Origin of the sequence: Leisingera daeponensis DSM 23529 (assembly GCF_000473145.1) — a bacterium.
Taxonomy (GTDB): Bacteria; Pseudomonadota; Alphaproteobacteria; order Rhodobacterales; family Rhodobacteraceae; genus Leisingera; species Leisingera daeponensis.
Window position 1 is genome coordinate 148,257 of sequence record NZ_KI421500.1, and the last position, 11,201, is coordinate 159,457.

The window sequence follows — 11,201 nt, forward strand, 5'->3', positions numbered from 1 at the left end:
TGGCGGCCTGCGCGGGCCGGCGGTCCGCCACGGCCGAAGGTCACACTGGCAGGGCGTCTTCGGCGTATTGGTCTGCAAACTCCGCGCTGGGCGGGATCGGGGTGATGACATCGATCAGCACGCCGTTCGGGTCCGCGGTGATGAAGTGGCGCTGACCGAAGTTTTCGTCGGTGAGCGGCTTCAGGACCGGCAGGCCCGCGCCGGTCAGCCGGGTGTATTCGGCCGCGGCGTCCTCGACCTCGAAGTTCAGGATGACGCCGGCACTGTTGCCGCGCCCGGCTTCGGGGATCGTCGGGTGGGTGCCCTCCAGGATTGCCAGGTTCACGGCGGGGTCAGAGCAGGACTGAAGATGGACGTACCAATCCGATTCAAAGGCCGGCCTGAAGCCGAAGTGGGTTTGGTAGAATGCGGCGGTGCCCGCGACGTCGTTTGTTTGCAGCACCGGATAGTATTGGGTCACTTTCATCTTGCACCTCTCATGGAAAACATACAGTCTGTATGCATGTGAAGATAAACATACAGGCTGCATGTATGCAAGAGAATAAACCCCCTGTTCCGAACGCAGCCCGCCGGGCTGCCATGCGCGAGCGGCTGATCACTGCCGCACGCGTGCTCTTTGCGGAAAAAGGCTATGCCGAGACGTCGACGCCCGAAATCGTCAAGGCGGCAGAGGTCACCCGCGGGGCGCTGTACCATCATTTTGACGGGAAAGAGGCGCTGTTCGGCGCCGTCGCCGAGGCGGAGGCCCAAGCGGTCACCCAAGCGATTGAGGCCGCGGCCAGGGTGCCGGGCGCGGAGGGGCTGGAAGCCGGGAGCAGGGCGTATTTTGCCGCGATGGCCGTTCCCGGGCGCGCCCGCATTCTGCTGGTCGACGGACCCGCGGTGCTCGGCGCTGCTGCAATGGATGAGATCGACGCCGGAGGAGGGCGCAGGGCCCTGCGGACGGGGCTTGCGTCTGCGGGCACAGGGCTGGATGAGGCCGGGCTTGATGCGCTGGCGGTGGTGCTGTCGGCGGCCTTCGACAGGGCGGCGCTTGCCATTGCCGAAGGCGCTGAGTCTGCGCCCTACGAGGCGGCTATGGCGGCACTGATGGGTGCCGCCGTGCGCCTCCGGTCTTAGGACGCGGCTTTCTTCGGCGCGGCCTTCTTCTTGGCAGCGGGCTTTTTCGCTGCGGCTTTCTTTTTGCCGCCCTTGGACGATTTCTCGGCGATCAGCTCCACCGCCATTTCCATGGTCACGTCCTTCGGCTCCACGTCCTTGGGCAGGGTGGCATTCACCTTCTCCCATTTGACGTAAGGCCCGTACCGCCCGTCCATGATGTTGACCGCGCCGCCGCCATCGGGGTGCTCGCCCAGTTCCTTCAGCGGCTTGGCAGCCGCGCGGCTGCCGCGGCGGCCCGGGTTTGCACGCTTTTCGGCCAGCATTTCCACCGCGCGGTTCATGCCGATCTCAAAGACATCCAATGTCTCTTTGAGGTTCACATATACCGGCTTTTCCTCATCGGGCAGCTGATGCGCGATATAGGGCCCGAACCGGCCAAGGTTGGACTGGATGACGCCGCCGTCCGGGTGCTCGCCGATGTCGCGCGGCAATGTGAGCAGGGTCAAAGCCTGCTCCAGCGTGATCTCGTTCGGCCCCCAGCCGGGCAGGAAGTCCTTGCCCTGCTTCGGCAGCGAGGAACGCGGCGGCTTCTTGTTCTCGGGCGTCGCTTCGCCGCGCTGCACATAAGGCCCGAAACGGCCGGATTTCAGGTGGATTTCGTCGCCGTCATCCTCGCCCAGAACGCGTTCATAGCCTTCGGCGCCTTCGCCGGAAATCGGGCGGGTGTAGTTGCATTCGGGATAGTTGCCGCAGCCGACAAAGCCGCCGGTGCGCGAGGTCTTCAGGTGCAGCTGGCCCTGGCCGCATTTCGGGCAGGTCCGCGGATCGGTGCCATCCTCGCGCGGCGGGTAGAGCTGCGGCGCCAGGGCGTCGTCCAGCACGTCCAGCACCTCGGTGATGCGCAGTTCGGAGGTTTCGGCGATCGCCGCCGAGAAATCGCGCCAGAACCGGCCCAGGAGGTCCTTGTAATCGCGTTCGCCCGCGCTCACGTCGTCGAGTTCTTCCTCCAGATTGGCGGTGAACTCGTAGCCCACGTATTTGCGGAAGAAGTTCAAAAGGAAGATGGTGACGATCCGGCCCTTGTCCTCGGGGAACAGGCGGTTCTTGTCCTTGCGGACATATTCGCGGTCCTGGATCGTGGTGATCACGCTGGCATAGGTCGAGGGGCGCCCGATGCCCAGTTCCTCCATCCGCTTGACCAGCGTTGCCTCGGTATAGCGCGGCGGCGGCTGGGTGTGGTGCTGCAGCGCCAGCACGGCGCCATTGTCCGACAGGACCGACGCCTCCTTGCCGGCCTTTTCGGCCTGTGCCGCCAGCGAGGAGACGAATTTCAGCGCTTCGCCTTCCATGATCTGCGGCAGGCGCTTGTCGTCTTCATCCGCGACATCGTCGCGGCCTTCCTCGTAGACCCGCATGAAGCCGTCAAACAGCACCACCTGGCCGGTGGCGCGCAGCACGACCTGCTGATCGTCCGAGCCGATGTCGACGGTGGTGCGCTCCAGCCGCGCACCTTCCATCTGGCACGACAGCGTCCGCTTCCAGATCAGGTCATAGAGCTTGCGCTGGTCGTCGTCGGTCACCTTCAGCGCCTTGGCATCGCGGCCCATATCGGTCGGGCGGATACACTCGTGCGCCTCCTGGGCGTTCTTTGCCTTGTTCTTGTAGATCCGCGGCGAGGAGGGAACATACTCTGCACCATAGCGCTTTTCGATCTCGGCGCGGGCGGCCTGCACGGCTTCCGGCGCCATGTCGATGCCGTCAGTCCGCATATAGGTGATGTAGCCCGCCTCATATAGCCGCTGCGCCGCGTTCATGGTCTGACGCGCGCCCATACCGAACTTGCGGCTGGCCTCCTGCTGCAGAGTGGAGGTCATGAAGGGGGCGGAGGGGTTGCGGGCGGCAGGCTTGGCCTCGACCGACAGCACCTTGAGCTTGCGCGAGGCCACTGCCTGCACCGCCAGCTCTGCTGCGGTGGAGTTCTTCAGGCTGTACTTGTCGAGCTTTTCGCCGCCCATGACGGTCAGGCGCGCTTCGAAGTCCTGGCCGCGCGGGGTCGCCAGCTGGGCGCGCACCGACCAGTATTCCTGCGGGTTGAAGGCCTCGATTTCCATCTCGCGCTCTACGATCAGGCGCAGGCAGACCGACTGAACCCGGCCGGCAGAGCGCGCGCCCGGCAGCTTGCGCCACAGGACCGGCGACAGGTTGAAGCCCACCAGGTAGTCCAGCGCCCGGCGGGCCAGATAGGCCTCGACCAGCGGCATGTCGACCTGGCGCGGGTTTTTCATCGCCTCGGTCACCGCTTCCTTGGTGATCGCGTTGAAGGTGACGCGGCTGACCGCGGTATCCTTCTTGATCGAGCGCCGCTTGGTCAGCGCCTCCTGCAGGTGCCAGCTGATCGCCTCGCCCTCGCGGTCGGGGTCGGTGGCGAGAATCAGCGCGTTGTCGTCCTTCAGCGCGTCGGCGATGGCCTTCACGTGTTTGCGGGAATCGTTGGCGACCTCCCAGGTCATGCCGAAATCCGCATCCGGGTCGACGGATCCGTCTTTGGCCGGCAGGTCGCGCACGTGGCCGTAAGACGCCAGAACCGTATAGTCGGGGCCAAGATACTTATTGATTGTTTTTGCTTTGGCCGGGGATTCGACAACAACGACTGGCATAAATTCTGATACCTCTTCGGACCACTTCTGCGGGTTCTATGGCGGGGCAACATGTGGGGCGCAAGAGGTGATTGTCAATCCGGGTGCATTGGCCGCGGCGCCGGGGAGGCCGTTTCAGCGGCGCCTGCGGTCAATCGCTGTCATCCGGAAACGCCTTGCACAGCAGCCCGCCCGGCTGGCGGAGGATCGCCCCTTCAAGCTCCAGATCCGTGAGTGCGGGCGCCAGTTCATGCGGCGGCAGGGCGAGGCCGCGCATCAGTTCGGTCTCGGAGGTGGGGGAGGGGCCCAGTCTGCGCAGGATCTGCTGATGCAGGGCGTGGGTCTGCGCCAGGCTGCGCCGCTGGGGCGGCGGCGGGGGCAGCTCCGCCAGGGCTTCTTGCAGGCTGGTTTCAGGGACCGGGCGCGGGGGCAGGTCCAGCGGCGGAAGGGCCTCCAGCACATCGGCGGCATCGCGCACCAGCTGGGCGCCGTCGCGGATCAGCCGGTTGCAGCCGGAACTGCGGGCATCGAATGGATGGCCCGGCACCGCCAGGACCTCGCGCCCGTAATCCAGCGCATCGCGGGCGGTGATCAGGGTGCCGGACTTCGCCGCAGCCTCGACCACGACAACGGCGCGGGCAAGGCCCGCAATGATCCGGTTGCGCTTGGGAAAGTCGCGGGCCCGCGGCGTCAGGCCCATCGGCTGTTCCGAAAGCCGCAGCCCGGTTTTGCAGATTTCTTCGGCCAGCCGGCTGTTTTCTGCGGGGTAGATCACGTCGGCGCCGCCGGCCAGCACCGCGATGGTGCCGGTCTTCAAGGCTGCCTGGTGGGCGGCGGTGTCGATACCGCGCGCCATGCCGGACACCACGGTATAGCCTGCCTCGCCCAGGTTCTGCGCCAGCGACCGCGCCATCCGCAGCCCCAGCGAGGACGCGTTGCGCGCCCCGACCATGGCAATCACCGGCCGCTCCAGCACAGAGAGGTCGCCAATGGCCCACAGCAGGGGCGGGGCATCCTTCAGCCCGGCAAGCAGTTTGGGATAGTCAGGGTCCGGAAAGCACAAAAGCCGCGCTTTGGCGGCTTTTGCGGCCTTAATTTCGGCGTCCACCGCTTTGGCAGGGCATGTTTCATACCCTTTGATGCCTGCGGAGCGTGCCACTTCGGGCAGCGCATCCAGCGCGTTCTGCGCTGAACCGTATTCAGCGAGCAGCCGGTGAAATGTCACCGGGCCGACCCGCTTGGAGCGCAACAGGCGAAGCCATGAAAACTGGTTATCTTCCGTGGTGGGTGGGAGTGGGGGGTGAGTGGAAGAATGTGCTTCTTCAGTCATCCGCAGCTCCGCCTGTTTGCAGGACTAGAATTAACCCTTAGGCGGTTAACAGTTGGTGAACAGCCGGCAGTTTTTAACCAATACCCTGAAAATTTTCCTAAGTGTCGAAAACAAATGAAGAAATATAAATCCGGCAGAGAGCGCGCGCCGTCCGAAGCAGAAAAAGGGGCCGGAAGCGCTGGCTTCCGGCCCGGAATTTTACGGCAGTGTCATGGTTTTACCGGTTTTTGACGAAGTGATTCAGGCCGCCGAGCCGCCAACGGTCAGCCCGCCCATCAGCACCGTCGGCTGGCCGACGCCGACCGGAACCCACTGGCCCGCCTTGCCGCAATTGCCCATGCCGGGGTCCAGCGCCATGTCGTTGCCAAGGCCTCGAATCTGTTTCAGCGCGGTGGCGCCGTCGCCGATCAGCGTGGCGCCCTTAACCGGTGCGCCGACCTTGCCGTCCTTCACGCGGTAAGCCTCGGTGCAGGAGAACACGAACTTGCCATTGGTGATATCGACCTGGCCGCCGCCAAAGCCGACCGCCCAGATGCCGTCCTTGATGCCAGCCACCAGATCGCCGGGATCGGCGTCGCCGCCCAGCATGTAGGTGTTGGTCATCCGCGGCATCGGCGCATGGGCATAGCTTTGACGCCGCCCGTTGCCGGTGGGGGAGACCCCCATCAGCCGCGCATTCTGGCGGTCCTGCATGAAGCCGACCAGAATACCGTCCTCGATCAGCGTGGTTTTCTGGCTGGGCGTGCCCTCGTCATCCACAGTGATCGAGCCGCGCCGGTCCGGGATGGTGCCGTCATCCAGCACCGTCACCCCCCGGGCGGCGATCTGCTGGCCCATGAGACCGGCAAAGGCAGAGGACCCCTTGCGGTTGAAATCGCCCTCCAGCCCGTGGCCGATCGCCTCGTGCAGCAGGATGCCGGGCCAGCCGGGGCCAAGCACCACGTCCATCTCGCCCGCCGGCGCAGGGACAGCGTCCAGATTGACCAGCGCAATGCGAAGCGCTTCCTGCACCTGGGCCTGCCAGTGTTTGGGGTCGACCAGACCATCCAGGCCCAGCCGCCCGCCGCCGCCGGCAGAGCCGCTTTCGCGGCGGCCGTCTTTTTCGACGATCACCGAGACGTTCAGCCGTGCCATCGGGCGGGTGTCGCGCACCCGCACACCATCGGCACGCAGGATCTCCACCTCTTGCAGCGAGGCGGCCAGTGACGCGGAGACCTGGACCACGCGTTGATCCAGATCACGTGCATAGGAATCAATTTCGCGCAGCGTCTCCACCTTCACCGGAAACGGCATGGCGCTGATCGGGTCGGCATCGGTGTAGAGTTTCTTGTTGGTGGCCTGCGGCGGGTCCGAGTAGGTGCCGCCGCCCGCTCCGACAGCCAGCCTGGCCGTTTCCGCCGCCCGTTTCAGCGATGCGATGGAGACATCGGTGGAATGCGCGTAACCGGCCACATCGCCGTTCACGGCCCGCAAACCAAAGCCCTCGGAGGCATCGTAGCCGGCGCTGCGCAGCCGCCCGTCGTCAAACGAGAGCGCTTCCGACTTGCGGCGCTCGGCAAAGATCTCTCCATCCTCCGCACCATTCAGCGCATCGCGCAGGGTCGCCAGCGCCTCATCCTGCGGAAGCGCGGTTTCAAACGGGCGGAAGGCTGGGTTTTCCATGGCACGGTCCTCAGATTTTTTTGATCTAAATCAAGAAAGCGACGGTTTGACGCTTGGCTGCCTCTTTATCTGTACGCCCGAATATGATTTTAAGCGGCGTCAAAGACAACGGGGCTGGTACGTTTTGTGGAATCAATGATTCCCCCCATTCGTGCTGCCGCAGAAAAATGCGATCAACCGATCAGGACAGAACATGAAAAACGCTTTGATGCTTTCGGGCCTTTTTGCCGGCCTTTCAAGCCTTCCAGCAATGGCGCAAGAAGGTCTGGAAACCATTGGTAAGCCGGTTGACGGCGGGCTGAACTTCCAGCCGGCGGCGACCTCGCTGGCCGAAGGCCTGCAGCGCCTGGACTACATGATCCTGGTGATCATCACCGTTATCTGCGTGTTCGTCGCGGGCCTGCTGCTGTGGGCGATCCTGCGGTTCAACAAGCGCGCCAACCCGACCCCGGCCAAGTTCAGCCACTACACCCCGATCGAGATCGCCTGGACCGTGATCCCGATCCTGATCCTGGTGTTCATCGGCTCCTTCTCGCTGCCGCAGCTGTTTGCGCAGCAAGAGATCCCCGAGGGCGACATCAACATCAAGGTGACCGGCTACCAGTGGTACTGGGGCTATGAATACACCGACCACGAGTTCGGATTCGAAAGCTTCCTGCTGCCCAAGGACCAGCTGGCTGCAAACGGCTATGCCGAGGATGAGTACCTGCTGGCCACCGATACCGCCGTGGTGGTACCGTCGGGCAAGACCATCGTGATGAACGTGACCGCCGCCGACGTGATCCATTCCTGGACCATCCCGGCCTTCGGCGTGAAGCAGGACGGCGTTCCGGGCCGTCTGGCACAGCTGTGGTTCAAGGTCGACGAGGGCAAGGAAGGCGTCTACTTCGGCCAGTGTTCCGAACTGTGCGGCAAGGACCACGCCTATATGCCGATCACCGTCAAGGTCGTGACCCAGGAAGAATATGACGCCTGGCTGGAAGGTGCCAAGGAAGAATACGCGGGGCTGCCGCAGGCCTACCAGGTCGCCTCCAACTGATAGCTGGCTGCGGGGTGCCTGAGCGGGCGTCCTGCAGGTCAGACACAAGATGAGGGTGCGCAGCGATGCGCACCCGTTGCCGCCAAAAGGACCCAAGATGAGCGACGCAAGCATCAACGCAAGCCGGGCATACGAGGACGAGGCCAGCTTTGGCGACTATTTCGCCCTGCTGAAACCCCGTGTCATGTCGCTGGTGGTCTTCACTGCTCTGGTGGGTCTGCTGGCCGCGCCCGTCTCCGTGCATCCGGTCGTCGGTTTCTGCGCCATCCTGTTCATTGCCATCGGCGGCGGTGCCTCCGGGGCGCTGAACATGTGGTGGGACGCCGATATCGACAAGGTGATGAAACGCACCAAATCCCGCCCGATCCCCGCTGGCAAGGTTGAGCCGGGCGAGGCGCTGGCGCTGGGCCTGGCGCTGTCGGGCCTGTCGGTGATCATGCTGGCGCTGGCCGCAAACGTCTTTGCCGGCGCGTTCCTGGCCTTCACCATCTTTTTCTACGTGGTGGTTTACACCATGTGGCTGAAGCGTGCGACGCCGCAGAATATCGTCATCGGCGGTGCCGCCGGGGCCTTCCCGCCGGTCATTGGCTGGATTGCCGCCACCGGCACCATGTCGGTTGAACCCTGGCTGATGTTCCTGCTGACCTTCATGTGGACGCCGCCGCATTTCTGGGCGCTGGCGCTGTTCATGCGCTCCGATTATGACGACGCAGGCGTGCCGATGCTGACCGTGACCCACGGCCGCCGCGCCACCCGCGTGCATATCCTGGTTTACACCGTGCTGCTGGCGCTGCTGGCCGTCGGCACCGCATTCTCCGGCATTGGCGGCCCGATCTATCTGGCCGCGGCGCTGGTGATGAACGCGTTGTTCCTGCATGGCGCCTGGAAGATCACCCGCCGCGACGAGGACGATTCCGAGGCCGACAATTTCACGGTGGAGCGCAGCTTCTTCAAACTGTCGCTGCTCTATCTGTTCCTGCACTTCGGCGCGATCCTGGCCGAGGCGCTGCTGAAGCCCTACGGGCTGGGAGGCTGGTAATATGGCTCTGAGCAAGCAACATGAGATCCACAAGCGCCGGTCGGGCCGCAACATGGGCGTGGGCATTCTGCTGGCGGCCTTCGTGGTGCTGATCCTGGCCCTGACCATGGTCAAGGTCACCTCCAACGGCTTCTCTTTCCCTGACACTCAGGCGGAGCAGAACTGATGGCGCTGAAGGGCCCCCGGAAAACCGTGCTCCAGCTGGTCGGCGTCGTCGTCCTGATGGGCGGCCTGTCCTGGGCCTCGGTGCCGTTTTATGACTGGTTCTGCCGGGTCACCGGCTTTGGCGGCGTCACCGGCGTGGCCAGCAGCGGTTCCGACACCATTCTGGACCAGACCATCAAGGTGCGCTTCGACGGCTCCAAAGAGCGCGGCATGCCGTGGGAGTTCAAGCCGCTTCAGCGCGAGATGGAAATCCGCCTGGGCGAAACCGGCCTGGCGTTCTATGAGGCGTACAACCCGACTGACCGCCCGGTGGCGGGTCAGGCGTCCTACAACGTCGCGCCGTATCAGGCCGGCGGGTTCTTTTCGAAAATCGACTGCTTCTGCTTTACCGAGCAGGTGCTTCAGCCGGGGGAACGGGTGCAGATGCCCGTGACCTTCTATGTGGATCCCGAAATCATTGACGACCGGGATGCAAAATACGTGCATACGATCACGCTTTCGTACACGTTCCATCAAATCGATCTGCCCGAGGGCTATGCCGCTCTCGACACCGGGGGTAACACCGGGGCAGGCGCAACCACGAACTAGGCCGCTAGGTGAGGGACACTTAAATGGCGCACGCTAAAAATCACGATTATCATATTCTGCCGCCGTCGATCTGGCCGCTGGCCGCCTCTGTGGGCACATTCGTCATGCTGGTTGGCGCAGTGTTCTGGATGAAGGGCATCACGGCCTGGGCCTTCTGGATCGGCTTTGTTGCGGTCCTGTACTCCGCCTTTGCCTGGTGGTCCGAAGTTGTGGCCGAAAGCCGCCAGGGCGATCACACCCCGGTCGTGCGCATCGGTCTGCGCTACGGTTTCATCCTGTTCGTGATGTCCGAGGTGATGTTCTTCTTCGCTTGGTTCTGGTCGTTCTTCAAACACGCCATGTACCCGATGGAGACCTATATCGGCACCGAATACGTGGCGCCGGAGATCTACCCGGTTGATCCGTTCCACCTGCCGCTGATCAACACCCTGATCCTGCTGCTGTCCGGCTGTGCCGTGACCTGGGCGCACCATGCGCTGGTGCACAACAACGACCGCAAGGCGCTGATCCAGGGCCTGGCCATCGGTATCGCCTTCGGCGTCGCCTTCACCTTCCTGCAGGGCTATGAATACGCCCACCTGTTGCACGAAGGCTGGAAGTTCGGCGAAGACGAGTTCTACTCGAACTTCTTCATGGCTACCGGCTTCCACGGCTTCCACGTGGTCATCGGCACTATCTTCCTGACCGTCTGCCTGATCCGCGCGATCAAGGGCGACTTCACCCCGGAACAGCACGTCGGCTTCGAGGCCGCGGCCTGGTACTGGCACTTCGTGGACGTTGTCTGGCTGTTCCTGTTCTTCGCCGTCTACATCTGGGGCACATCCGGCCTGTAACGGGCGGCCTGTAACGGGCGGTTTGTACCGGTTACATGTTTGCGGTTGATTATCCGCACTCATGAAGTCACACACAGGGCGCGCAGGGGAGACCTTGCGCGCCCTTGTTTTTGGAGCGGAGCGGCACAGATGCGGCGTGTCATCTTCCTGTTGATCATCAGCGGCGCGGGCTTGGCCGTGCTGATCGGGCTGGGCACCTGGCAGCTGCAGCGCAAGGCTTGGAAGGATGGCATTCTGGCCACCATCGAGGCGCGGATCGCTGGTGCGCCTGCCGCCGGTCTGCCCGCGCAGCTGGACCCCGAAACCGACAAGTACCGCCCCGTGCGCCTGCAAGGCGAGATCGGCGCGCAGGAACTGCACGTCCTCACTTCGATCAAGGATGCCGGCCCCGGCTACCGGGTGATTTCACCGTTCACTCTGGAGGACGGCCGCCGGGTGCTGATCGACCGCGGCTTTATCCCGGTTAAGGAGAAGCAGGCCGCGCGTCTGGCCGGCCCCGCCGCCATTGAGGGCAACATCCATTGGCCTCAGGAGGTTGATAGCTACACGCCTGAACCGGATCTTTTCGGCAACATCTGGTATGCCCGCGACGCGGAACAGATGGCGGCGCAGCTTGGCGCTGAGCCTGTAATGATTGTCCTGCGCGCAAAACCCGAAGGGGAGACGGGGCTGCGCCCCATGCCGGTCACCACCTCCGGCATCCCCAATGACCACTTGCAATATGCGATCACCTGGTTTTCGCTGGCCTTTATCTGGGCGGCGATGACCCTCTACTTCCTGCGGCGCAGCCGCCCTTGAACCTGAAGAG

General features: G+C 63.8%; 11 protein-coding genes. 7 read left to right on the forward strand and 4 right to left on the reverse strand.

Annotated features, from left to right (window positions below; translation table 11 throughout):
* Nucleotides 1–40 precede the first annotated feature (40 nt).
* A complete protein-coding gene (locus tag DAEP_RS0101050; protein WP_027243364.1) occupies nucleotides 41–466 on the reverse strand; it encodes a VOC family protein in 426 nt (141 codons plus the stop codon).
* Between the two features lie 65 nt (nucleotides 467–531).
* On the opposite strand from DAEP_RS0101050, the gene DAEP_RS0101055 reads away from it, so the two are divergent.
* Nucleotides 532–1,119 (forward strand): TetR/AcrR family transcriptional regulator, encoded by a 588-nt coding sequence (locus DAEP_RS0101055; protein ID WP_027243365.1) that lies wholly within the window; start codon nucleotides 532–534, stop codon nucleotides 1,117–1,119.
* Here the strand turns inward: DAEP_RS0101055 and topA are convergent.
* From topA to tldD, 3 genes are all read right to left on the reverse strand, one after another.
* Nucleotides 1,116–3,758, reverse strand: coding sequence for a type I DNA topoisomerase (gene topA, locus DAEP_RS0101060; RefSeq protein ID WP_027243366.1), 2,643 nt, complete (start codon nucleotides 3,756–3,758; stop codon nucleotides 1,116–1,118). The two genes, DAEP_RS0101055 and topA, sit on opposite strands and share 4 nt — an antisense overlap.
* Before the next feature lie 130 nt (nucleotides 3,759–3,888).
* The gene (dprA, locus tag DAEP_RS0101065) at nucleotides 3,889–5,067 is read right to left on the reverse strand and encodes a DNA-processing protein DprA (protein WP_027243367.1); all 1,179 of its coding nucleotides are present in this window, start codon (nucleotides 5,065–5,067) and stop codon (nucleotides 3,889–3,891) included.
* 240 nt (nucleotides 5,068–5,307) lie between these two features.
* Nucleotides 5,308–6,729, reverse strand: coding sequence for a metalloprotease TldD (gene tldD, locus DAEP_RS0101070; RefSeq protein WP_027243368.1), 1,422 nt, complete (start codon nucleotides 6,727–6,729; stop codon nucleotides 5,308–5,310).
* 193 nt (nucleotides 6,730–6,922) lie between these two features.
* Here tldD and coxB point away from each other — a divergent pair, with 193 nt between their 5' ends.
* The 6 genes from coxB to DAEP_RS0101100 all read left to right on the forward strand — a co-directional run bounded on the left by coxB (nucleotide 6,923) and on the right by DAEP_RS0101100 (nucleotide 11,191).
* On the forward strand, nucleotides 6,923–7,768 hold the full coding sequence (gene coxB, locus DAEP_RS0101075; RefSeq protein ID WP_027243369.1) for a cytochrome c oxidase subunit II: 846 nt from the start codon (nucleotides 6,923–6,925) through the stop codon (nucleotides 7,766–7,768).
* A gap of 97 nt (nucleotides 7,769–7,865) precedes the next feature.
* Entirely contained in the window at nucleotides 7,866–8,807 is a 942-nt protein-coding gene (cyoE, locus tag DAEP_RS0101080) for a heme o synthase (protein ID WP_008555323.1), read from the forward strand.
* Nucleotide 8,808: 1 nt separating this feature from the next.
* Complete coding sequence (locus tag DAEP_RS0101085; protein WP_008553467.1) at nucleotides 8,809–8,973, forward strand: hypothetical protein; 165 nt, start codon at nucleotides 8,809–8,811, stop codon at nucleotides 8,971–8,973.
* A complete protein-coding gene (locus tag DAEP_RS0101090; RefSeq protein ID WP_027243370.1) occupies nucleotides 8,973–9,560 on the forward strand; it encodes a cytochrome c oxidase assembly protein in 588 nt (195 codons plus the stop codon). The genes DAEP_RS0101085 and DAEP_RS0101090 overlap by 1 nt, the downstream gene beginning before the upstream one ends.
* Before the next feature lie 23 nt (nucleotides 9,561–9,583).
* Nucleotides 9,584–10,393, forward strand: a complete 810-nt coding sequence (locus DAEP_RS0101095) for a cytochrome c oxidase subunit 3 (protein WP_027243371.1) — start codon at nucleotides 9,584–9,586, stop codon at nucleotides 10,391–10,393.
* 129 nt (nucleotides 10,394–10,522) lie between these two features.
* On the forward strand, nucleotides 10,523–11,191 hold the full coding sequence (locus DAEP_RS0101100) for an SURF1 family protein (RefSeq protein ID WP_027243372.1): 669 nt from the start codon (nucleotides 10,523–10,525) through the stop codon (nucleotides 11,189–11,191).
* Nucleotides 11,192–11,201: the final 10 nt, after the last annotated feature.

Excerpts from the sequence above, each read along its gene's own strand:
- DAEP_RS0101050 (WP_027243364.1), bottom strand. The coding sequence starts at position 466 with ATGAAAGTGACCCAATACTATCCGGTGCTGCAAACAAACGACGTCGCG.
- DAEP_RS0101055 (WP_027243365.1), top strand. The coding sequence starts at position 532 with ATGCAAGAGAATAAACCCCCTGTTCCGAACGCAGCCCGCCGGGCTGCC.
- topA (WP_027243366.1), bottom strand. The coding sequence starts at position 3,758 with ATGCCAGTCGTTGTTGTCGAATCCCCGGCCAAAGCAAAAACAATCAAT.
- dprA (WP_027243367.1), bottom strand. The coding sequence starts at position 5,067 with ATGACTGAAGAAGCACATTCTTCCACTCACCCCCCACTCCCACCCACC.
- tldD (WP_027243368.1), bottom strand. The coding sequence starts at position 6,729 with ATGGAAAACCCAGCCTTCCGCCCGTTTGAAACCGCGCTTCCGCAGGAT.
- coxB (WP_027243369.1), top strand. The coding sequence starts at position 6,923 with ATGAAAAACGCTTTGATGCTTTCGGGCCTTTTTGCCGGCCTTTCAAGC.
- cyoE (WP_008555323.1), top strand. The coding sequence starts at position 7,866 with ATGAGCGACGCAAGCATCAACGCAAGCCGGGCATACGAGGACGAGGCC.
- DAEP_RS0101085 (WP_008553467.1), top strand. The coding sequence starts at position 8,809 with ATGGCTCTGAGCAAGCAACATGAGATCCACAAGCGCCGGTCGGGCCGC.
- DAEP_RS0101090 (WP_027243370.1), top strand. The coding sequence starts at position 8,973 with ATGGCGCTGAAGGGCCCCCGGAAAACCGTGCTCCAGCTGGTCGGCGTC.
- DAEP_RS0101095 (WP_027243371.1), top strand. The coding sequence starts at position 9,584 with ATGGCGCACGCTAAAAATCACGATTATCATATTCTGCCGCCGTCGATC.
- DAEP_RS0101100 (WP_027243372.1), top strand. The coding sequence starts at position 10,523 with ATGCGGCGTGTCATCTTCCTGTTGATCATCAGCGGCGCGGGCTTGGCC.